Annotated in this window: 21 protein-coding genes; 4 read left to right on the top strand and 17 right to left on the bottom strand. The window is 64.9% G+C overall.

Annotated elements, in window-relative coordinates; translation table 11 throughout:
• Nucleotides 1-73: 73 nt before the first annotated feature.
• From PGP17_RS14880 to PGP17_RS14815, 14 genes are all read right to left on the bottom strand, one after another.
• A complete protein-coding gene (locus PGP17_RS14880) occupies nucleotides 74-814 on the bottom strand; it encodes a DUF4142 domain-containing protein (protein ID WP_270376202.1) in 741 nt (246 codons plus the stop codon).
• A gap of 94 nt (nucleotides 815-908) precedes the next feature.
• The gene (locus PGP17_RS14875) at nucleotides 909-1,754 is read right to left on the bottom strand and encodes an alpha/beta fold hydrolase (RefSeq protein WP_270376200.1); all 846 of its coding nucleotides are present in this window, start codon (nucleotides 1,752-1,754) and stop codon (nucleotides 909-911) included.
• Nucleotides 1,754-2,956 carry a glycine C-acetyltransferase gene (locus PGP17_RS14870; RefSeq protein ID WP_135943820.1) on the bottom strand — a complete coding sequence of 401 codons (1,203 nt, stop codon included), beginning with the start codon at nucleotides 2,954-2,956 and terminating at the stop codon, nucleotides 1,754-1,756. Before PGP17_RS14870 ends, PGP17_RS14875 begins: the two co-directional genes overlap by 1 nt.
• Before the next feature lie 77 nt (nucleotides 2,957-3,033).
• The gene (gene hisIE / locus PGP17_RS14865) at nucleotides 3,034-3,660 is read right to left on the bottom strand and encodes a bifunctional phosphoribosyl-AMP cyclohydrolase/phosphoribosyl-ATP diphosphatase HisIE (protein ID WP_270376198.1); all 627 of its coding nucleotides are present in this window, start codon (nucleotides 3,658-3,660) and stop codon (nucleotides 3,034-3,036) included.
• A complete protein-coding gene (gene hisF / locus PGP17_RS14860; protein ID WP_270376196.1) occupies nucleotides 3,657-4,424 on the bottom strand; it encodes an imidazole glycerol phosphate synthase subunit HisF in 768 nt (255 codons plus the stop codon). The genes hisIE and hisF overlap by 4 nt, the downstream gene beginning before the upstream one ends.
• Nucleotides 4,418-5,140 carry a 1-(5-phosphoribosyl)-5-[(5-phosphoribosylamino)methylideneamino]imidazole-4-carboxamide isomerase gene (locus tag PGP17_RS14855; protein WP_270376194.1) on the bottom strand — a complete coding sequence of 241 codons (723 nt, stop codon included), beginning with the start codon at nucleotides 5,138-5,140 and terminating at the stop codon, nucleotides 4,418-4,420. Before PGP17_RS14855 ends, hisF begins: the two co-directional genes overlap by 7 nt.
• Before the next feature lie 2 nt (nucleotides 5,141-5,142).
• The gene (hisH, locus tag PGP17_RS14850) at nucleotides 5,143-5,736 is read right to left on the bottom strand and encodes an imidazole glycerol phosphate synthase subunit HisH (RefSeq protein ID WP_135943824.1); all 594 of its coding nucleotides are present in this window, start codon (nucleotides 5,734-5,736) and stop codon (nucleotides 5,143-5,145) included.
• A gap of 2 nt (nucleotides 5,737-5,738) precedes the next feature.
• Nucleotides 5,739-6,935, bottom strand: a complete 1,197-nt coding sequence (gene hisB, locus PGP17_RS14845; protein ID WP_270376192.1) for an imidazoleglycerol-phosphate dehydratase HisB — start codon at nucleotides 6,933-6,935, stop codon at nucleotides 5,739-5,741.
• Complete coding sequence (gene hisD, locus PGP17_RS14840) at nucleotides 6,932-8,236, bottom strand: histidinol dehydrogenase (RefSeq protein WP_270376190.1); 1,305 nt, start codon at nucleotides 8,234-8,236, stop codon at nucleotides 6,932-6,934. Before hisD ends, hisB begins: the two co-directional genes overlap by 4 nt.
• A 2-nt stretch (nucleotides 8,237-8,238) precedes the next feature.
• On the bottom strand, nucleotides 8,239-9,126 hold the full coding sequence (gene hisG, locus PGP17_RS14835; protein WP_270376187.1) for an ATP phosphoribosyltransferase: 888 nt from the start codon (nucleotides 9,124-9,126) through the stop codon (nucleotides 8,239-8,241).
• Nucleotides 9,123-9,455 (bottom strand): YerC/YecD family TrpR-related protein, encoded by a 333-nt coding sequence (locus tag PGP17_RS14830; RefSeq protein WP_135943827.1) that lies wholly within the window; start codon nucleotides 9,453-9,455, stop codon nucleotides 9,123-9,125. The genes hisG and PGP17_RS14830 overlap by 4 nt, the downstream gene beginning before the upstream one ends.
• 124 nt (nucleotides 9,456-9,579) lie before the next feature.
• The gene (locus tag PGP17_RS14825) at nucleotides 9,580-10,752 is read right to left on the bottom strand and encodes an osmoprotectant NAGGN system M42 family peptidase (RefSeq protein WP_270376184.1); all 1,173 of its coding nucleotides are present in this window, start codon (nucleotides 10,750-10,752) and stop codon (nucleotides 9,580-9,582) included.
• Nucleotides 10,749-12,479 (bottom strand): N-acetylglutaminylglutamine synthetase, encoded by a 1,731-nt coding sequence (gene ngg, locus PGP17_RS14820; RefSeq protein WP_442915173.1) that lies wholly within the window; start codon nucleotides 12,477-12,479, stop codon nucleotides 10,749-10,751. Before ngg ends, PGP17_RS14825 begins: the two co-directional genes overlap by 4 nt.
• Nucleotides 12,480-12,558: 79 nt before the next feature.
• Nucleotides 12,559-14,334 carry an N-acetylglutaminylglutamine amidotransferase gene (locus PGP17_RS14815; protein ID WP_270376180.1) on the bottom strand — a complete coding sequence of 592 codons (1,776 nt, stop codon included), beginning with the start codon at nucleotides 14,332-14,334 and terminating at the stop codon, nucleotides 12,559-12,561.
• Between the two features lie 259 nt (nucleotides 14,335-14,593).
• Between PGP17_RS14815 and PGP17_RS14810 the strand changes: the two genes are divergently transcribed.
• Nucleotides 14,594-15,136, top strand: coding sequence for a DJ-1/PfpI family protein (locus tag PGP17_RS14810; RefSeq protein WP_135943830.1), 543 nt, complete (start codon nucleotides 14,594-14,596; stop codon nucleotides 15,134-15,136).
• A 79-nt stretch (nucleotides 15,137-15,215) separates the two neighbouring features.
• Here PGP17_RS14810 and PGP17_RS14805 read toward each other — a convergent pair whose 3' ends face one another.
• Complete coding sequence (locus tag PGP17_RS14805; protein WP_270376177.1) at nucleotides 15,216-16,523, bottom strand: spinster family MFS transporter; 1,308 nt, start codon at nucleotides 16,521-16,523, stop codon at nucleotides 15,216-15,218.
• 126 nt (nucleotides 16,524-16,649) lie between these two features.
• Complete coding sequence (locus tag PGP17_RS14800; RefSeq protein ID WP_270376175.1) at nucleotides 16,650-18,971, bottom strand: TonB-dependent receptor; 2,322 nt, start codon at nucleotides 18,969-18,971, stop codon at nucleotides 16,650-16,652.
• Nucleotides 18,972-19,160: 189 nt separating this feature from the next.
• Here PGP17_RS14800 and PGP17_RS14795 point away from each other — a divergent pair, with 189 nt between their 5' ends.
• From PGP17_RS14795 to PGP17_RS14785, 3 genes are read left to right on the top strand one after another with little or no spacing between them, the layout of a single operon-like run.
• The gene (locus PGP17_RS14795) at nucleotides 19,161-19,832 is read left to right on the top strand and encodes a TetR/AcrR family transcriptional regulator (protein WP_270376173.1); all 672 of its coding nucleotides are present in this window, start codon (nucleotides 19,161-19,163) and stop codon (nucleotides 19,830-19,832) included.
• A gap of 12 nt (nucleotides 19,833-19,844) precedes the next feature.
• On the top strand, nucleotides 19,845-20,711 hold the full coding sequence (locus tag PGP17_RS14790) for an alpha/beta fold hydrolase (protein ID WP_270376171.1): 867 nt from the start codon (nucleotides 19,845-19,847) through the stop codon (nucleotides 20,709-20,711).
• A complete protein-coding gene (locus tag PGP17_RS14785) occupies nucleotides 20,711-21,640 on the top strand; it encodes an alpha/beta fold hydrolase (RefSeq protein ID WP_135943835.1) in 930 nt (309 codons plus the stop codon). Before PGP17_RS14790 ends, PGP17_RS14785 begins: the two co-directional genes overlap by 1 nt.
• 4 nt (nucleotides 21,641-21,644) lie before the next feature.
• Here PGP17_RS14785 and PGP17_RS14780 read toward each other — a convergent pair whose 3' ends face one another.
• Nucleotides 21,645-22,007: a rhodanese-like domain-containing protein gene (locus tag PGP17_RS14780; protein WP_135943836.1), complete on the bottom strand. Its 363-nt coding sequence runs from the start codon at nucleotides 22,005-22,007 to the stop codon at nucleotides 21,645-21,647.

Raw genomic sequence — 22,007 nt, 5'->3', positions numbered from 1 at the left:
ACGATGACACTCCAAGAATCATACTTCGCGCCCCGTGTGAATCCCTCGCGACTCTGAAATCAATGAAATTGCTCTAGTCGCCGTCTACGGCGGCGCCCAGATGCGCGGTGACCTCGTCGAGATGGCCCTGGACCACGTTGCCGGTAGCGCCGGCATAGTCGGTCAGCGCGTCGACATCGCCGGAGGCTTCAAAGCCTTCATGCAGCGCGACCGCTTCGACATGCGCAGATTCCTGCTGGGACAGGAAGGCGGCATCGAAATCCATGTCCGCCGCGGCGTTCAGATTGTCGATCATGCCTTGCCGGCGGCCTTCAAGTTCGGTCGGCAGGTCAAAATCGAGACCCGCCGCCTCGACCGCGGTGCGCAGCTCGGTCTGGAGCTGCTCATGGTCGGCCGCGATCATCTCGCCGAGCTGGCGGACCTCTTCGGAATTACCCCGCTCCATGGCGATGCGTCCGGCCTGGATCTCATACTCGTTGCCAAGCGCGACATTGCGCACATAGGCGTCTACGTCGCCGCTCAGACCGGCCACGACCGCAGCGGTCAGGCCAGCCGGCACGGAGGCGGTGTCCTGGGCGAAATTGACCGGCGGGCTCTGACCCAGATCGTCATCGGCGGCGTCCTCGCCGCTCTCGTAGCGCATGCCCTCGTCGAGCTCGCCATCGGTCTCGCCGTCGGCTTCGTCACCCATCGCCGAATTCATCTCGGCGGACGTATCCATGTCGGTATCGGTGTCGGTCTCGTAGCTGTCGTCACTGCAGGCCGCGAGCGCAAGCGCGCTTACCGAGGCCAAAAGCGTGATCGTGCGGATCATTGAGCGTCTCCTTCAGACATATCCAGCAGGATGTACGCGTCAGGCCCGTCACAAGTTCCCCAGGGTGGCGCTGCAAGGACGCGTCAGGAGAGCGCTAGGCTTCGCGGGCGTATCGCTCCAGGAAGGGCAGTACGGCGGCGACGATCGCCTCCGGGGCATCATCGTGTACGAGGTGGCCGGCGCGCGCAATCGGCAGGAGCGATCCTGCCGGCGTCATTTTGGCGAAGCGGCGCCCGTGCGCGATCGGGATCCACTCGTCCTTTTCACCCCACAGGATCTGCAGCGGACAGCGTATCTCGGAATACCGCCCCTCGATCTCGTCGGTATATCTCTGGTCCATCTGCGTGATCTGGCGGTAGAAGCCGCGCTGGCCGGCCTCCCCGGTCCAGGGTGCGAGATAGTCGCCCATCGCTTCCTTGCCGAGTGGCCGGTGGGCCGCCGTCTGCAAATAGGCGCGCAGCACCGCCTCATGCATGTAGGCCGGCATGCCGGCAAAGGCGGCCTCATGCTCGCGCACATGCTGGACGAAAGGCGAGCCCCAGGGCCGCACGGCCACAGGGTCGATCAATGTCAGGCTGTTATAGTCCACCGCGTCGAGCAGATGGGCGCGCAGCGCGGTGCATCCGCCAAAATCATGGGCGACCACATCGGGGCTTTCGACCTGGAGATGCTCGAGCAGCCGGGCAAAGACCGCGTTCTGAACGCCGAGCGACACGTCCGCGTCCGGCTTGTCGCTTTTTCCGTAGCCCAGCAAATCGTGAAAGATCACGCGCCGGTCACGAGCGATCCAGGGAGCAATGCGCCGCCAGACCTGACTGTTGAACGGCGTGCCGTGCAGCAGGAAGACCGGCAGCGCGTCGGCCGGACCGATCGTGCCATAGGCGACGGCATGTCCGTTAAAATCAAACCGCTCGGTCAGCGCCAGCCGCCCGGCGCTCATCAGATCACCCCGAGCGACTTGCCGACCTTGGTAAAGGCGGCAACGGCGCGGTCGATCTGTTCGGAGGTGTGGGCCGCGCTCATCTGGGTGCGGATACGCGCCTGACCCTTGGGCACAACCGGATAGAAGAAGCCGATCACGTAGACGCCTTCCTCCATCAGGGCGTTTGCCATCTTCTGGCTCAGCGCCGCATCGCCCAGCATGACCGGCACGATCGGGTGCTCCCCGGGCAGAAGATCGAAGCCGGCCTCGGTCATCCCCATGCGGAAGCGCTTGGTATTGTCGAAGAGCTGCGCGCGCAGGGAATCGCCGTTCTCCACCAGGTCGAGCGCCGTCAGGCTGGCCCCGACGATGGAGGGCGCGAGCGAATTGGAGAAGAGATAGGGCCGCGAGCGCTGGCGCAGGATGTCGATGACCTCCTGACGCGCGCAGGTAAAGCCGCCCATCGCGCCGCCCAGAGCCTTGCCCAGCGTGCCGGTGATGATGTCGATCTTGTCCAGCACACCGCAATGGTCCGGCGTGCCGCGCCCCTTCTCGCCCATGAAGCCATGCGAGTGGCAATCATCGACCATGGTCAGCGCGTCATACTTTTTTGCCAGCGCCGCAATCTGGTCGAGCTTGGCGATATAGCCGTCCATCGAGAACACGCCGTCGGTCGCGATCAGGATGGTCCTCGCGCCGTCCTCGCGCGCCTGCTTCAGCTGGGCCTCCAGATCGTCCATGTCCGAATTGGCGTACCGGTAGCGCTTGGCCTTGCACAGGCGGATGCCGTCAATGATCGAGGCATGGTTGAGCGCATCGGAGACGATCGCGTCATCGGGACCCAGCAGGGGCTCGAACAGCCCGCCATTCGCATCGAAGGCCGCGGCATAGAGGATGGTGTCCTCCTTGCCGAGCCATTGTGCGAGCCGGGCTTCCAGCTCGCGGTGAATGTCCTGCGTGCCGCAGATGAAGCGCACCGACGCCATGCCGAAGCCGTGCCGGTCGAGCGCGATCTTGGCCGCATCGATCAGTTCGGGCCGGTTCGCCAGCCCCAGATAATTGTTGGCGCACAGATTGATGACGTGGTCGGTACCGCCGTCCGCCTTGACGTCGATCTCGGAAAACTGCTGCGAGGTGATGACCCGTTCGCGCTTGTAGAGCCCGTCGGATTCGATCTCTTCCAGGGTCTCTTTCAGACGGTCGTAAAAGCTCTCGGACATGTCGGGTCTCGTACGTTGCGGGTTAAATCTCGTTGGGGCTGGAGATAGCCGGTGCGCGACCCCGCTTCAATGCGCGTTCACGTCTGGCCGCGATGGCGGCCCTGAAGCGTGCGGCTCACATCGGCCAGGGTCAGCCCCCGTGCGCGCAGCAGCACGAGCAGGTGGAAGACCAGGTCCGAGGCTTCGCCCAGCAACGCGTCATCGTCCTCATTCGTTGCCGCGAGCGCGGTCTCCACGCCCTCTTCCCCGACCTTCTGCGCGACCTTCAGCATGCCCTTGCCCAGAAGGCGCGCGGTATAGCTGTCGTCAGGGTTGGCATCGGCGCGCTGCGCGATCACCGCTTCCAGCTCTCCGAAGAAAGCCAGCTCCGGGCCCGGCGTCTCACCGAAGCAGGACCGGGTTCCGGTATGGCAGGTCGGCCCGTTGGCACGCGCCTGAACCAGCAAGGTATCGCGGTCGCAATCGAGCGCGACCGAGACAAGCTCCAGCGTGTTGCCGCTGGTCTCGCCCTTGGTCCAGAGGCGCTCCTTGGAGCGGGAGAAGAAGGTCACACTGCCGGTCTTCAGCGTGTGATCCAACGCCTCACGGTTCATGTAGCCGAGCATCAGCACCTCGCCGGTCTGGACGCTCTGGACGATGGCGGGCACCAGTCCGCCGGACTTGGCGAAGTCCACCTGTCCGGCATCGAACTCGATTCTGCTCATAGCCGGACCTCCACACCCTGGTCTTTCAGCGCGGCCTTGAGTGCGCCGATCTCGATGATCTGCTTGTGAAACACGCTGGCGGCCAGCGCACCGTCGACATTCGCGATCCTGAAGACCGCTTCGAAATGCTCGATCGCGCCCGCCCCGCCCGAGGCGATCAGGGGAACCGGGCAGATCGCGCGCGCCGCGGCGAGCTGGTCCACGTCATAGCCCTCGCGCACCCCGTCCTGGTCCATACAGTTGAGCACAACTTCGCCTGCGCCCCGCTCCGTGACCTCCCCGATCCAGTCGAGCGTGCGGCGATGGCTGATCTCGGTCTTGTCGGGATCGCCGGTATTCTGGTGTATGCGCCATTCGCCCTCGATCACGCGGCTGTCGATGCCGGAGACCACGCATTGCGAGCCGAATTCGCGGGCCAGACGGTCGATCAGGTCCGGATCGCGCAGAGCCGGCGTATTGACCGAGATCTTGTCCGCCCCGGCAAACAGGCGCGCGCGCGCATCGTCGACGCTGCGGATTCCACCGGCCACCGCGAACGGGATGTCGATGGCACGCGCCACGCGGCTGACCCATTCCGGCTCCACGGCCCGCTCCTGCGGGCTGGCGGTGATGTCGTAAAAGACCAGCTCGTCCGCGCCCTCGCTCGCATAGCGTGTGGCCAGCTCCACGATGTCGCCCATGTCGACATGGTCGCGAAAGCGCACGCCCTTGACCACGCGCCCGTCGCGCACGTCCAGGCAGGGAATGATGCGCCGCGCTAGCATGACAAGGCTTCTTCCAGCGTGAACCGCCCCTCGAACAGGGCCTTGCCGATGATCGCGCCATCGGCGCCCGCCTCTTTCAGCGCGGTGAGGTCGTCCAGCGAAGACACACCGCCCGAGGCCTGCCAGCGCAGGTCCGGCCGGGCCAGCCCCAGATCGCGGTAGAGCTCGGTATTGGGACCCTGCAACATGCCGTCCCGGCCCACATCGGTGACCAGGGCGTGGCTCAGCTCGGCCCGGCGATAGTCTTCCAGCAATTCGCCGAGCGTACGCGCGGACACTTCGGTCCAGCCCTTGGCGGTCGGATAGGGCGTGGCGTTGACAATGCGCACGTCGAAGGCGGCGGTAATCGCCTCCGGCCCGAACTCGTTCAGCCAGCCGATCACGGTCTGCGGCGACGTCACGGCGAGGCTTCCCACGACGGCTCGCGATGCTCCCGCCTCCAGGATGGCCTCGACGTCGGCGCGCGAGCGCACGCCGCCGCCGGTCTGCACCTTGATGCCGGTCGCGGTGATCCTGGCGACCAGATCGCCCTGGCGCCGGGCGCCGTCGCGCGCGCCGGACAGGTCGACCATGTGCAGCCAGCTCGCTCCGGCTTTCAGATAGCCTTCAGCGACCGCGACAGGATCGTCGCCATACTCGGTCACGGCGTTGAAGTCGCCCTTTTCCAGACGCACCACCTGGCCGTCCAGAACATCGATTGCTGGATAAAGTATCATCTCTATCCCTTTATGAAATTAGAGAGAATCCGGGCGCCAATCTTGGCGGAACGTTCCGGGTGAAACTGGCATCCCGCGATATTGTCCTTGCGCGCGATGGCGGTGACCGGAGACCCGTAACGGGTCTGTGCGCGGGCATGTTCGCCCGGCGCCACATAGAATCCGTGCACGAAATAGACCCGGTCGCCGGGCGCAATTCCGGCCAGAAGCGGCTCGTCTTCGGCCAGCTCATCGAGCGCGTTCCAGCCCATGTGAGGCCAGGGACCGTCCGCGCCCGGATCGAGCCGTTCGACCCGTCCAGGGATCAGCCCGAGAAGCGCGACATCGCTTTCGTCGGAATGCTCGAACAGGAGCTGCATGCCCAGGCACACGCCCAGCACGGGCCGGCGCTCCTCGCGCAAAGCTGCGCTCCAGCCCGACGCGTTCAGCCGTGCCATGGCGGGCCCCGCCGCGCCGACGCCGGGCAGGATCAGGCGCGCACAGCCCGCTGCCTCCTCGGGTGTCGCCGCGAGCACGTAGGGCGCGTCCATCCGTTCCAGCGCAAAGCGCACCGAGGCGATGTTGGCCGTCGAGGTGTCGATGATGGCGGTGGTCATCCTCACAACACCCCCTTGGTCGAGGGCAGCGCATCGTCCTCGATCCGGATCGCCTGACGCAGGGCGCGTCCGAATGCCTTGAAGGCAGATTCGATGAGGTGGTGGGCATTCTCGCCATCCACCTCGACATGGATCGAAGCCTTGAGCGTCTCGGAGATCGAGCGAAAGGCATGCGGCGCCATCTCGACGGGAAAGTCGCCGACGCGCTCGCCGGGTATGCTGCCGTCGAAGCGGAAATAGGGCCGCCCGGACAGGTCGATCCACACGCTGGCGCGGGTCTCGTCCATGGGCAGCGCAAAGCCGAAGCGTCCAATGCCGCGCTTGTCGCCCAGCGCCTGACGCAACCCGTCACCGAGGGCCAGGCACACATCCTCGATCGTGTGGTGGGCATCGACCTCCACATCGCCCTCGCACGACACCTGCAGGCCGATACCGGCATGGCGCGCGATCTGCTCGAGCATGTGATCGAAGAAGTGGACCCCGGTGGAGACCGAGGCGCCTTCGCCGTCGAGGTCGATGGCAAGCGCAATATCGGTTTCCTTGGTCGTCCGGCGCACCGAGGCCGCCCGCAGGGAGGCCGACACGCCGAGATGCTGAGCCAGGGCGCGGGCCGCTGCCGCATCCTCGACATGGGCAATCGCGCGGCCGTCACGCACTTCGAGGCCCAGACCCAACCGCGTCGCGGCCTGATCTGTGATGTCGAGGCTCAACCCTTCGGGCACGCAGGACGCGCCGCCAAGGCCGGCTTCCTCGCCCAGGCGGGCAGCCAGCGTGGCCAGCACGCGGTCGCGTTCGGCCCGATCGGCCACGGCCTTCATGCGCGCACCGGGTGACAGCGCATCCAGCCCGGCCTGGACCAGCAGAGGCGGCAAGCCCGGCAGGCGGCCTGAAAGGCTATCGGCGTCAGCCGCGTTCGCAAAGACAATCGCGGTGACCGGGGCCGCCTCTGGCCCCACCTGGACCAGCGTTGTCGCGTTCCCGGCAGGGCGATCGAGCGACAGCGCGCCCTCGCCGGCCCGGTCCTCGTCAATGTCCAGCCCGGCACCGGCCAGCGCGCGCCTTGCCTCATCCGGGCTGATCGTAAGGGCCAGGCGTTCGGTCGGGCAGTCGAGAATTGCCGCCAGCCGCTCGCGCAGCCTGACCTCGTCACGTCGCGCCTTCTGGGCACTGCCGGCAGACAGGTCGAGAAATCCGCTCATTGTTCGGCCTCCGCGCGCTCGCGGCGCAGCTTCATGGCGATACGGTGGGCATCCAGCCCCTCCAGCCCGGCCAGGCGCTCGACCACGGGCGCGATCGAGCAAGCAGCCTCGCGCGACAGCTCAAGCACCGTTGTGGTCTTCTGGAACATCTCCACCGTCACGCCGCCATAGGCGCGCGCCGCTCCGGCGGTCGGCAGGGCGTGATTGGGTCCGGCGGCATAGTCCCCGGCCGCTTCCGGCGTCCAGGGGCCGAGAAAGACCGATCCGGCGTGGCGCACACGCTCGGAAAGGGCGCGCGGATCGCGAGTCTGGATGATCAGGTGTTCGGCGGCATAGGCATTGGCTGCGTCGGCGGCTTCCTGCTCGTCGGCAACCAGAAGCACGCGCGAGTTGGCCAGCGCTGCGCGGGCCGTCCCGGCGCGCGGCAGGTCTGCCAGCTGGCGATCCAGCGCCGCCTCGACACGGTCAACGAAGGCTTCCGAGAAGGCGATCAGTACCACCTGGGCCAGCACGTCATGCTCGGCCTGGCTTAAGAGGTCGGACGCGACGAAATCGGGATCGGCGTTGTCGTCGGCAATGACCAGAACCTCGCTCGGCCCGGCGGGCAGATCGGCAGCCGCTCCGCCCGCCGTCTGGGCCAGGATCGCCTTGGCCGCGGCGACATAGGCGTTGCCGGGTCCGAATATCCGGTCTGCTTTCGGCAGACCCGCCACGCCGAAGCCCAGTGCCGCGACGCCATGCGCGCCGCCAATGGCGTAGACCTCGTCCACGCCCAGCAATGCGGCAGCCGCGAGCACGGTCGGCTCCACGCCCTCACCCTTGCGCGGCGGTGCGATGACCGCGATCCGCGGCACGCCGGCAAGCTGGGCCGGAATGGCGAGCATGATGAGCGTCGAGACCAGCGGCGCAGTGCCGGCAGGCACGTAGAGCCCGGCGACATCGATCGGTGTTACACGGCGCTGCGCGCGTCCACCAGGCCAGGTCTCCACCTCATAGGCGCGGTAGCCCTGCTCGGCGTGAAAGCGGCGCACCGCATCGGCCGCCGCCAGGATGGCCTCGCGATCAGCCTCAGAGAGAGCTTGGGCCGCGGCCTCAAGCTCGCTGGCCGGTACGCGGAAGGAGGCCGGCGCCCAGCGGTCGAGCTTCTCCGCCCAGGCACGGACCGCCGTTTCGCCGTCGCGGCGCACCTCGTCCACGATGGTCTGCGCGGTTTCGAACGCCTCGGCGCTTTCGCTCGGACGCGACAGAGCGCGCGCGCGCTCCGCCTCGCTGGCGGTGTTCCAGACAATGCGGTCCAGCATGATCAGGCCATCATCTTTTCGATCGGCATCACGAGAATGGAGCGCGCACCCGCGCCCTTGAGCTGCTCCAGCGTCGACCAGAACACCGCCTCGGTGCACACCGCATGCACGGCGACCACATCGTCGCGCCCGACGATCTGCGCCACGGTCGGCGCGTCCGAGCCGGGCAGGATGGCGCGGATCTCGTCCAGCCGGTCTTTCGGGGCATTAAGAAGAATGTACTTGGTCTGGCGCGAGGCGATGACGCCCTGGAAGCGCTCGATCAGCAGCTCCGCGGTCTGGGCCGCGCCATTCTGAGCCGCCCGCGGACCCCGGATCAGCACGGCTTCGCTTTCCAGCACGGTCTCGAACGCGACCAGACCGTTGGCCTCCAGCGTCGCGCCGGTCGAGACCAGGTCGCAGATGGCGTCGGCAATACCCATGCGCGGCGCGACCTCGACCGAGCCGCCCATTTCGATGATCTCCGCCTCGATGCCGCGCTCTTTCAGAAACTTGTCCGTCAGGCCGGGATAGGTCGTGGCGATCGTCTTTCCGGCAAGGTCCTCGACCCGCTGGATCACCCCCTCATTCGGGGCCGCGAGCTTCAGCTTGCACTTGGCGAAACCCAGCTTCGTCACGGTTTCCAGCCTGGCCACGCGCGGCAGGCGGCTCGCCATCTCGTACAGCACGTTCTCCCCGACAATGCCGTAATCGCACGCGCCGCTCGCCACGAAGTTCGGGATGTCGTCATCGCGGATGAACATGACGTCCAGCGGCATGTTCTCGGCCCGGCGCAGCAGTGCATCACGCGCATAGGCCAACTTCACCCCGGCACGCTTTAGCAGGTCTTCGCTGCCTTCGAACAGCCGGCCCTTCTTCTGCACGGCCAGGGTCAGACGGTCGGGGCTCATTGGCCGCTCTCCTTCAATCGATCGAGCACCAGGCGGTATCCCTGATGCGGTTCCTGCGCGAGAAACCGGGCGACGCGCGTCACGGTCGTCGTGCTGACCCCGGTCTCGGCGCTGATTTCGCGATAGGATTTGTCCCCGGCATCGAGCTGCAGCGCGACCTGCCAACGTTCGGCCAGCGCGGAAAGCTCACCCGGCGTCGTCAGGTCGAGCAGGAAGCGGCGCATGTCTTCCAGCGTTCCCGTCGCCAGCAGGGCGCGGCACAGATCGTCAAGATCGGTTGCGTTCGACCCTGTGCGGCGCAGGCCGGATTTGTCCTCGGACCGAGTCATGTCGCGTCTCCCCGCTTATCCTGAGGTCGATATAGCGTGTTAGCGCGCTAACACAATAGCGGCGTGCAGATCTGCTTGATGCTGACACGCGAGGCCGCAGTTTCCACGGAGTCCAATCTGGGGGTCAGCTCTTGTCGCCGGGCCGTTCCGGCGCGTCGTCCTGGCCCTCCCACTTCTCGTCTTCATGCGGGGTCATGGGCTGTTCGGTGAAGCCGGACAGATCGCCGAGATCGTCCTTGTCACGCGGGATTTCGATCTCCGAACACACATAGGCGCGAATGAGACGAGCGACCGAGTGGAGCGAGTGGATATGCGTGCGCTCATAGCCGTGCGAGCTGTCGATCCCGAAGGTTACGAGCGCCGTGCGCACGTCCTCGCCGGACTCGATCGCGCTTGCCGAATCCGAGCGGTAATAGCGGAACAGGTCGCGCTGGAACTCGATATCGTTCTCTTCGCAAACCCGGATCAGCTTCTGGGTCAGATGGTAGTCAAACGGGCCGACTTGGTCGCCCATGGCGATCGTCACCCCGTACTCGCTCGAATTCTGTCCCGGCGCGACCGTGCCGTTATCGATGGCCACCAGCGAGGCCACGTCCTTGGTCAGGATGCCGCTGGCGCCCTGCCCGATCTCCTCGGTTATGCTCAGCAGGAAATAGGCGTCGACCGGCAGGGCCACATCGGATTCGCGGATCGACTTCATGGCGGCAAACATCGCCGCAACCCCGCCCTTGTCGTCGAGATGGCGGCTGACGATGAACCCGTTGTCGAAGAATTCCGGCTGCGGCTCGACCGCGACCATGTCGCCGATGTCGAAGCCGATAGCCTTGAGGTCCTTCTCGTCCTCGGCACGGACATCGACGCGGATCTCGAGATTCTCCCAGGACACCTCCTGGGTATCGATCTCGTCGTCGAACGTGTGACCGGACGCCTTGAGCGGCAGGATCGTGCCGCGATAGGCGTCGTTATGGATAGTGAATATCTTCACGCGGGCGCCCTCGGCAAAACGCGCCGACCAGTGGCCGATCATGCGCACTTCAAGCCGGCCATTGCTTTTCAGGCCTTTGACCTGCGCGCCCAGCGTGTCGATGTGACCGATAATGGCCCGCCCTGGCTGGCGCTCGCCGCCGCGGATCAGAGCGCGGATCGCGCCGCGCCGCGTGATCTCGTAGCCGATATTGAGCCGTTCCAGCTCCCGGCAGCACAGCCTTGTAATTTCGTCGGTATACCCGGTCGGGCTCGGTGTCTCCAACAGCTGCTTGAGCATGTCGGAAAGATAGCGGTCGTCGATCTGGCTCACGCGTCAGCCTCCGGCTGCTTGTGTTTGACCGCGGAGAGCGGGAAGAGAAGGTCGATAAACCGCTCCGCGGTAGGCTGGGGCTCGTGGTTGGCAAGCCCCGGGCGTTCATTGGCTTCGATGAAGACGTGGTCCGGCCCGTCCGGCGCGACAACCATGAAATCCACCCCGACCACAGGAATGCCGATGGCGCGCGCGGCCCGGACTGCGCTACGCGCGATATCGGGATGGAGCACATCGGTGACGTCGTGCAGCGCGCCGCCTGTGTGCAGGTTCGCCGTTTTGCGCACGCGCAGCGTTTGCCCCTCGTCCAGCACATCGTCGAGTTCGAATCCGCCATCGCGCACGATGCGGACCGTCACCTCGTCGAGGGGAATGGTGGATTCCCCCTGCGTCGCGGCTTCACGCCGGCGCGCCAGGCGGGCAATGAGATCGCGGACCGTGCGTTTGCCGTCGCCGCGGATTTCCGGCGGCTTGCGCAGCGCAGCCGCGACCACCTCGTCATTGATGACCACGACACGCAGATCGTCGCCCGGGCAGAATTCCTCGATGATGACTTCCGGACTGACCGACCGGGCCATCTTGATCGCCTCGTGTATGCCGTCCAGCGTATCGATGCCGACCACGACCCCGCGGCCCTGTTCTCCGCGCACGGGCTTGACGACCACCTGATTGTGCTCTTCCAGGAAAGCGGAGAGTTCCTCGTCGCTTGCATTGGCGCTGATCTGGCCTGGAACGGGAACGTGAGCGAGCTTCATCAGACGGCGCGTTGCCGCCTTGTCGTCGCAGCGGCTCATCGCGATCGCCGAAGTCAGGTCGCACAGCGACTCCCGGCACACGACGGCCCGCCCGCCAAAGCTGAGGCGGAAATACCCGCCTTCGACATCGAGGATCTCGACACCGATTCCCCGGCGCCGCGCCTCGTCGACGATGATGCGCGCATAGATATTCAGCGAGTCTTCGGGGGCCGTGCCGATGAACAGCTTCTCGTTGATCGGGTTCTTGCGCTTCAGCGTGAAGAAGGGAACGCGCTTGAAGCCGATCTTCTCGTACAGCGCGATGGCCCCGGTATTATCGTGCAGGACGGACAGATCCATGAAGGCGCAGCCGCGCGCCTGGAAGACTTCCGACAGGCGGCGCACAAGCGCCTCGCCGACGCCGGGGTGCTGGGTCCGCGCCTCGACGGCGAGGCACCATAGCGACGATCCGTGTTCGGGATCACCGAACGCGCGCTCGTGATCGACGCCGGTGACGGTGCCGATGATTTCTCCGGTCTCCTCATCCTCCGCGACAAGATAGTTCAGCGTCCGGCTGTCGCGCTGGTGCCAGAAGAAATCGGGATCGACGGGCACCATCTGGTGCGTCTCGTAGATGCGGTTGACCGCGATCGCGTCGGCTTCCGAGCATAGCCGCCGGATGAAATACCCGCGTGGCCGGCTTTTCCCGGCACGATAGGTGGCCAGGTCCAGGCGATAGGTGTGGGACGGGTCGAGGAAGACTTCTTGCGGGGCCACGGACAGGACGACGTGCGGATCGCGGATATAGAAGCCGATATTGCGCTGCGCCGAGGATTCGTCGCGCAGCGCGTCGATCACCGATTTGGGGTCGGTGAAGGTCTGCCCGAAGATGAGCTTGCCCCAGCCGCAATCGATCAGCGCATCCGAGCTGACGCGTTCGGAGAAGGTTTTCTCGCCCTTCGTGAACGGGTCTTTCAGCCCCTGATCGCGCATGCGCTGGAGGCGGTGCTGCACGGCCTTCGCCTTGCGCGGCGGGTCGGACGGTTTCCTGGCGGTCAAGAGATACCCCTTCCTACAGGCCGTGCGTCTCGAGCCACATCGCCAGCAGCCCGATCTGGTAGAGTTTCGAGCCGCGAAGAGGCGTGATGTGCGCTTCCGGATCGTCCAGCAGCCTATCAAGATAGGCCGGATTGACGACCCCCTTGTCCTGGAATCCCTTTGAATTGACCGCGTCGCGGACCTTCTCCAGATACGGCCCGCGCAGGTATTTCAGCGCCGGGACCGGGAAATAGCCCTTGGGCCGGTCGATCACCTCGCTGGGGATCACCTCGCGCCCGATATCCTTCAAAATGCCCTTGCCGTCCTGAGCGGTCTTGTACTCGGCCGGGACGCGCGCAGCAGCCTCGACCAGCTCATGATCGAGGAACGGCACGCGCGCCTCCAGGCCCCACGCCATGGTCATGTTGTCCACGCGCTTGACCGGGTCGTCCGCCAGCATGACCTGGGTATCCAGGCGCAGCGCCTGGTCGATGGGCCGCTCCGCGCCGCCCTTTGTGAAATGCGCCTCGACGAACTGGCGCGGCAGGTCCTCGCGCGTCATCCAGCGGTCCTTGAGCAATTCGCCCATCTCGGCCCGGTCGCGATCGAAGAAGGCCTTTGCGTAGGCGCTCACTGCATCGTTGGTGTCCAGCATGGGCGGATACCAGTGATAGCCGGCAAACACCTCGTCCGCGCCCTGGCCCGACTGGACCACCTTGACGCGTTTCGACACCTCCTCCGACAGGAGATAGAAGCCGATGCAGTCATGGCTCGTCATCGGCTCGGACATCTGGGCGATCGCGTTGTCGAGCTCGGTCAGCGTGCGGCTGGTGTCGATCTGAATCTGGGTGTGGTGTGTGTCGAAGTGCCTGGCCACGATGTCGGAGTATTCGAACTCGTCGCCCTTTTCTTCGCCAACGCTCTCGAAACCGATTGAGAACGTGTTCAGCCCTTTCTGACCGGCCTCGTGCAGCAGCCCGACGATCAGCGAGGAGTCCAGGCCGCCGGAGAGCAGGACCCCGACATCGACATCGGCGACCAGACGGCGCTTGACCGCCTGGCGCAGCTCGACATGGATCAGGTCCTTCCAGTCGGCGTAGGAATAATTGCGTTCGTCTTCCTTCGCCCCGAAATGAATGTCCCAGTACTGGCGCGTGCTGCGCTGACCGTCCGGCTCGATGCGCATCAGCGTCGCGGGGGGAAGCTTGCGCACCCCCTTCAGGATCGTCCACGGCGGGGGCACCACGGCGTGGAAGCTGAAATAGAAGGCGAGCGCTTCCGCATCGAGCGATTTATCGATGTCGTCATAGCGCGCGAGCGCCTGCAGAGAGGAGGCAAAGCGGAAAAACCCGTCGCTCTCGCTGAAATAGAGCGGTTTGATACCCAGACGGTCCCGGCCCAGCAGCAAACGCCCGCTCTCGCGTTCGGCAATGGCGAAGGCAAACATGCCGTTCAGGTGGTGGACGAAATCCTCCCCCCAATGGTGATAGGCCTTCAACAGGACTTCGCTGTCGCCGTTTGAGAAGAAGCGATAGCCCGCTCCGGCCAGCTCCGCGCGCAATTCGCGGTGATTGTAGATGCAGCCGTTAAAGACCAGAGACAGGCCCAGATCGGTGTCCACCATGGGCTGCTCGGCCGCATCGCTGAGATCGATGATCTTCAGGCGGCGGTGCGCGAACGCTGTCTGGCGTTGGGCAAAAAGTCCGGCTCCGTCGGGGCCGCGCCGGTTCATCGTATCGGCCATGGCCTGTAGACGACCCAGATCGGGTGTCGCCCCGTCGAAGCGGATTTCGCCGGCAATCCCGCACATATGTTATGTCCCTCGCAAGTCCGTCAGTTGAATAAACTGAAAGTCCAACGCGGCAGGCCATGGCCGGTTGCACCGTCTGCTGACATGTTTTCATGGTATAAGTGAAGTTATCCACAGTCGGCTGCAGCCGTCCAATAGAGGTAAATTTCTAGGAAAAAGCTGTGGAACGCTTGACCCGGTCTGACCGTTACTTACCTTGAAAGCATCGCCCATTTTACTGAATTAACCGCGCCCGTCAAAACGGCGCACTGGAGGATATATGGCCGGACCGAACCGGAACTTTCGTCAGAAGCGCATCGATCTCAACCAGGTCGGCGAAGCCGGCTTCGTGCTGGCTCTGCTGGCAGACGGGTTCGACGTTCCCGACTTCAATCGCGCCGCCCACGAGGCCGAGCGCGCCGGTTTTCGTACATTGATTGCCAGCCCGAACAAGTCACTGGTTTCGGGCCGTTCGGAAACACGTGAAGAAATGAACTTCGTCGTCGACACCCCCCCTGGCGACGTGAGCAGCGAGAAATTCGAAGGCCTGGTCATTCCCGGCGGCGAGCGCAGCACCAAGGCGCTGCTCGCCAGCCAAGACATCCGCCTTCTGGTTCATGACTTCCTGAAAAGCGGCAAACCGGTCTTGGTCACCGGTGAGGCACTCGAGCTGCTCTCCGAGCTCTCCGAGAAGGAAGGCGTCGAAGGCGATGCGGCCCTGGCTATGCGCGGCGAAGTCTTCGCCGGCTCAGGCGAGGATGCTGCCGAAAGCGCAACTGCGGCCTTTGCCGATGCGCTGAGCATGGTCTCCCAAGCGGCGTAAACGCCGATAGAGATCGCAGAACGAAGAAAGGGCGCGCCCGGCTGGCGCGCCCTTTTTCTGTTCGCGGCTGGGAGGGGCGTTAGCCCTCCCAGTCCTTCTGGATCGTCTTGGATGCGATCAGGAAGAGTCCGCCGGCGATCAGGTAAAGCGTCGAGCCGATGATGATCGACCAACGCAGCGCTTCGTCGCCCAGGTGCGGCGTCAGCAGCGTGGACAGCTCTCCGAGCACGTAGATCCCGACGCCGATCCCCAGCAGGTTGTTGAACAACAGGAAGACCGACGAGGCTGTCGTCCGCATCGAAGGGGGCACCAGGTGCTGGAAGGCCGACAGCGTCGGCCCGATCCAGGCCAGCCCCAGAGCGGTCGGCACCAGGAAGAGAATGACCGACATCAGCGGGTTCGGCGCCAGCACGCCCGTGATGTAGAGCGGGCAGGTGATCAGGAAGGCGATCGCGGGCACGCGCGCGTAGGCGGACAGCGATTTCTTGCCCAGGAGATCGCCCAGGACACCGCCCAGGATTATCCCCAGGCTGCCGCCGACGAAGAGGACGCCGCCGAACAACCAGCCGGTCTCGATGATCCCGAGCTGGAAGCTGCGCGCGAAAAAGCTCGGCAGCCAGAAGAAGACGCCATAGCCCATCATCGACGAGCACGAGGCCCCGAAGGTGAGAAGCCAGAAGGTCGGCTTGGTGTAGAGCTTGCCGATCACCGCAAAGAAGCTCGGCTTCTTGGCCGCCAGATCCATCTTGACGGTGTCCAGCTGTCCGCGGGCCGGCTCGCGCACGGTCAGGCGGAAGAGCGGCGCCAGAACGATGCCGGCCAGACCTACGATGATGAAGGCCGCGCGCCAGTCGAGATTTTCAGAAACCGCGCCGCCCGCAATCTGGGCGCCGGCAACCACACCGAACGCCGAGCCGACCGGAATACCGAGCGAATAGAAGGCCAGCGCCCTCGCCCGGCTCTGTGGCGGAAAGTAGTCGGCGATGAGGGAATAGGACGGGGCCACGCCTCCCGCCTCCCCGATGCCCACGCCGACGCGGGAGAGGAAGAGCTGGGCGAAGTTCTGGGTGAAGCCGCAAAGCGCGGTGAAGCCGCTCCAGATCGTCAGGGCGCCGGTAATAATCCACACCCGGTTGGTGCGGTCGGCCAGCCAGGCAATCGGCACGCCCAGCGTTGAATAGAGGACTGCGAAGGCAATTCCGCCCAGGAGGCCAAGCTGCCGGTCGGACAAGCCCAGCTCGTCCTGAATCGGTATGGCCAGAATGGAAATGATCTGCCGGTCCAGAAAGTTGAAGGCATAGACCAGGAAAAGCAGGACCATGACATACATGCGGTAAGCCGGGCGCGGCGCGCGCGCTTCGACTTGCGGCGGATTTTCAATCGCCATCAATTTCCTCCCCGAGAGATTCTTGTCAGTCTTGTCGGCGTCACCATGGACCGGGAAAACCGGCCTGCGCAAAGAAAAACGCCGCCCACCTGCAGCAGGTGAGCGGCGTCTGCCCGGCGCGAGCGCCTAGTAGGTAAAGCGCACACTCGCGGTGATGGTACGAGGGTCGCCGTAGAAGGCCGAATAGGCTCCGTCCACGCCCAGCTGATTGGAGCCGGCGAAATTATACCCGGCGACGCGGTATTCTTCGTCGGTCAGGTTGCGGCCGATCAGCGAGAAGCGCCAGTTTTCGGTGAAATCCCAGATCACGCTGGCATCCACCATGGTGTAGGAGGTGTTCTCGTCCAGAGGCGGAAGCGGCGTGCCCGGCAGGCCTGCCAGAGCGACCGGCTCGCCGGTATTGGGGACGTTGAACAGGTTGATGTCGTCGCGATAGCTCACGCCGGCCGTCAGACGAAGATCGCCATAGCCGCCCGGAACGGCCATGTCGTAGTTCGCCGCCAGGCGCCAGGTGTATTCCGGCGTGTTCTGGACCACGTACTGATCGGAGATGTCGACATCGACCGGGTCGCCCGTGACCGGGTCGGGCTGTGTGGTGACCAGCTCGACGATCTCGGCATCGATGAAGCCGATCATGTAGTCGAGGCTCAACGCGTCGGTCAGGAAGGCGCTGCCTTCCAGTTCGACGCCCATATACTCGGACTCACCGGCGTTCAGCACGGTGGACACGAAGCTGTCCAGGCCGGTGGCCGGGTCGACTTCGGAGGTCTGAACCGTGATCTGCTGGTCGGTGTATTCGGCGTAGAAGGCTGCTGCGCGGTACACGAGACGGCCGTCAAGCAGCGAACCCTTGGCACCGATTTCATAGCTGTCCACGATTTCCGGATCGAAGCCGCGGGTGATCACGTCATATTGGACCGTGCCCGCCGGGCCGGCATTGCCGCGCGGGTCGAAGCCGCCCGACTTGAAGCCTTGCGAGTAGGACGCGTAGAGCGACAGGTCTTCGAGGGGCTCGTAAGTCACGTTCACGCGCGGCGAGAACTGGTCGTCGGTGCGCTCACTGGTGAAGTTCGAGCCGGTGGCCAGCAGCAGGCCGCCCGGGCCGCCGAGGAAGGGCGTCGTCGCCGTGCCCAGATAGGTCTGCCGGATCACCGTCGCGCGGGTCGTGTCTTCGGTATAGCGCCCGCCTAGGGAGACCGACCACATGTCGTTGATGTCGTAGGTGACATCGGCATAGGCCGAGAGAGAGATTTTCGACACGTCGCCATAGGTCGGCGCGTTGACGCCGAGATTGCCGAGCACCGTGTCGAACGCGCCCTCATAGGCCCCGTTCAGATAGTAGAGGCCGGCGACGCCCGACCAGCGGCCGGTGTCGAACAAGGCCTGGAATTCCTGCGTGAACTGCTCGTTCTCGTAGAAGGCCGGCACGTCGAAATCGTTCACCGGAAGCGCGTCGAAATCGATCGGCGTCTGGGTGTAATCCTCACGTCCGGCGGTGATCGACTTCAGCGTCAGCCAGTCATTGGCTTGCCATTCCGCGGTCAGCGACAGGCCCTCGGTCTCGACGCTGTTCACGTCACCGGCGCCGCCGCGGGTATCGTAGACGTCGTCGAGCACCGGCTCGCCATTCGTGACGCCCGGGATCAGGCGATAGCCGTGCTTGGCGTTGGAATCGTCCTCGGTGCGGTCATAGGCCAGACGGAAGAACAGATCGTCAGTCGGGGTCCATTCGGCCGAAATGCGCCCGGCGATGATGTCCTTGTTGTAGTGGTCCGCGCCGCTATACAGGTTCTCACCGAAGCCGTCGCGCGTATAGCGCGCCACCGCGCCGCCGATCGCGAACGTGTCGCTCAGAGGAAGCGAGCCGCTGGCCATGTAGTCGAGCTGGTTGTACGAGCCCACGCTCACGCCAGCTTCGAATTCCGGCTCGTCGCTGAGACGCGCGGTAACGTATTTGATCGCGCCGCCGATCGTATTCCGGCCGTACAGCGTGCCCTGCGGGCCGCGCAGCACTTCGATACGGTCGATGTCGAAGATGTCGAGCACTGCCCCTTGGGGACGCGCGACGTAAACATCGTCGATATAGAGGCCGACGCCCGGCTCGAAGCCCCAGAGCGGATCCTGCTGACCCACGCCGCGAATGAAGGCGATGAGCGTGGAGTTGGAGCCGCGGGCGACTTCGATGGTGGCGTTCGGTGTCAGCTTCTGGACGTCGGTCAGATCGATGGCGCCGATCTGGGCCAGCGTGTCGCCGCTGACGGCAGTCACCGCGATCGGAGCATCCTGGATGCTCTCCTCACGGCGGCGCGCGGTCACGGTGATCGTATCGCGGGCCTGCGGCAGATTGGCGGACGCGTCCTGAGCCAGAGCGGCCGGAGCTGCAATGGACATGAACGCCAGGCTCGATACCAGAGCACTCGCGCCGAGAATCGTGGATTTCAACGACATTCTGAATTCCCTCCCATGGAATCGCTATGTTGCCCTTAGGGGCTTTTGACCCGATTACTTTCAACGTTGAATGAAAAGTCAACCCGAATTAGACTTTTCACCGCAAATCGGGGAGGACTGCTGCCAAGGCGACACACACGTTGCGCCCGGCATTTCATAGCCCGGAAAGCTGCGGGGAGGCAGACGAGCATGGCCGACGGCCGAATGAACAGGCGCGGAGAACGCACCCGGCAGCGCCTGCTGGATGCGGCCGAGAAGCTCTTTGCCAACAAGGGCTTCCATGGTGTCACAGTCCGCGCCATCGCCAAGGAGGCAGATGCCGACCCGGCCCTGGTGACCTATTATTTCGGCGGCAAGCGCGAGCTGTTCGACGCGGTCCTGCTACGCCGCGCCGAGGTGCTCAACCAGATTCGCATGGCCGAGCTGGATGCCTGCGAATCCGGTGCCGGTCCCGAGGGGCCGAGCGTGGAACAAATCATCGCTGCCTTCAGCCACCCCATGCTGGAGCGCTCGGCCAATGGCGGTCCGGGGTGGAAGAACTATTTCGCACTCGTCGCGCAGATCACCAACTCGCCCGAATGGGGCGGGGAGATCATGACGAAATACTTCGACCCCATCGCGACGCGCTTCCTTGAGGCGATCAAGCGTACCCAGCCGGACTGGACCGACGAGGACGTCTACTGGAGCTATCACTTCCTGTCCGGCGCCATGGTGCTGACCTTCGCCGAGACCGGGCGCATCGACAACCTGTCAGGCGGGCTGTGCAAATCCACCGACATCGACAGCGTGCACGCGCGCCTGCCCAAATTCATCGCCGCCGGCTTCGAACGCCTGCAGAGCGAACGCAAACAGACGTCCTGAGAAAGGCCTTTCATGACGCAATTCTCCGAGCATTTTCACACCGCCAGCGATGGCGTGAAGACCTATTACCGCCTCTACAAGGCGCGCACGCCCGGCGGCAAGGCGCCGGTGATCTGCCTGCACGGGCTGACGCGCAATTCGAAGGATTTCGAGGACGTGGCCCCGATGATCGCGGCGCTGGGCCGCGACGTGATGGCGGTCGATGTGCGCGGACGCGGCCGTTCGGACCGCGATTCCAACCCGGACAACTACCAGGTTCCGGTCTACGCCGAGGACGTCGCCGGCATTCTTAAAGACCTTGGATGGCGCCGCGTCGTCTCGGTTGGCACCTCCATGGGCGGACTGATGACCATGACGCTGGCGGCGATGCAGCCGGACCTTCTGCGCGGCGCGGTCATCAACGATATCGGCCCTGAGATCGACCCGGAAGGCCTCGGCCGGATCCAGCAATATGTCGGTCACGCCCCCACCTACGCCAGCTGGCAGGAGGCTGCCGACGGCGTTCGCGCCGTCAACGGCGACGCTTTCCCCGACGAGACCGGCGATGCGTTCTGGCTGGCCTTCGCCCGGCGCACCTGCAAGGAGCGTGAGGACGGACGTATCGTGCACGATTACGACATGGCCATCGCGCAGGCCTTCGACTCCGGCGATGGCGGCCTGCCCGATCTCTGGCCGCTCTTCGATGCGCTCAAGCCGGTTCCGGTCCTGCTCGTGCGCGGTGCGCTGAGTGATCTCCTGACCGAGGACACGGCCCGCAAAATGGAGCAGCGCCACCCCGATCTGCGTCTCGTCACCGTCGAGCGTATCGGCCACGCGCCCATGCTGACCGAGCCGGCTGCGGCTCAAGCGATCACGACTTTCTTGAAGGAATGCGACTGATGCTCCTGCGTATCCTGGGCGGACTCATCCTGCTTGTCGTGGCGGCCGCGGCCGTCTTGCTCTGGCTCTCGCGACCGGTCGAAACAGGCGAGCTGCGCGACACTTATCTGACTGGCGAGGACCGCTATGTCACTGCGGCCGGCTTAGACTGGCGCGTGCGCGAAAGCGGGCCCGAAAACGCTCCGGCGCTCATTCTCATCCACGGCTTTTCGCACAGCCTGGAGGCCTTCGATCCCTGGGCAGCCGAGCTTGACGACGCCTACCGCGTCATCCGCTTCGATCTGCCCGGTCACGGTCTGACCGGACGGCCCGCGGACGGTGCCTATTCCAACGAGGCCACGGTGGAACAGGTCTCCGCCCTGCTCGACGAGATCGCGCCGGAGACGTTTGCTCTTGGTGGCAATTCGCTCGGCGGCCTGGTTGCCTGGCGCTATGCGGCCGGTCACCCCGAACGCGTCGGCGCGCTCGTCCTCGTCTCGCCCGGCGGTTATTCGATCAATGGCGTGACGGCAGACCCGGTGCCGGTGCCCCAGGGCGTGGCCTTCTATCTGCGCACCGCACCGGAGGCCGGCGTGCGCGCCGCGACGGCCGCCCTCTACGCGGACCCTGCCCGGCTGGACGAGCGTGACGTATCGCGCATCACCGATCTGATGAAGCGCGAGGGTAATGGCGAAGCCATGGTCCAGCGCCTGGAGGTCTTCACCCTGCCCGATCCCGAGCCGGTCCTGGCGCAGATCGAGACGCCGGCGCTCATCCTGTGGGGCGAGCAGGATATGATGGTGCCGCCCGCACACGGTCCGCGCTTCGTCGAGGCCATGCCCGACGCACGCCTGATCACCTATCCCGATGCGGGCCACGTCGCGATGGAGGAGCGGCCCGAAGCGACAGCCTCGGACGTGCGTGCCTTCCTCGATGAGGTCTGGCAGTAGCCGCCTAGGATTTCGACCGCACCATCTGGCCGGTCGAGGGCTGGATCTGCAGGACGGCGAGGCCGGCCTGCTTCCAGCCCATCATCCCCTCGCCCATGTGCGCGTTCACGGCGATACCGGCCTGCTGGGCCATCTCCGCGGCCATGGCCGAGCGCTTCCCGGCCGCGCAATGGAGGACGACCCGGCGCGGCGAATCGACGGGAAGCGCATGCGGATCGAAGGTGGAGAGCGGCATCAGCAGCGCGCCGGGGATGCGCTCGGTCCCGTATTCGTGGGCTTCGCGCACATCGACCAGCAGTATCTCGTTGGCCTCGAGCGCCCGGGCCACTTCTGCCGGGCTCAGATCGTCGAGTGTGTCGGAATTCAT

This window comes from Marinicauda sp. Alg238-R41, from assembly GCF_947331485.1.
Classification (GTDB): domain Bacteria; phylum Pseudomonadota; class Alphaproteobacteria; order Caulobacterales; family Maricaulaceae; genus Marinicauda; species Marinicauda pacifica.
This window is presented reverse-complemented; position numbering and strand designations above follow the sequence as displayed.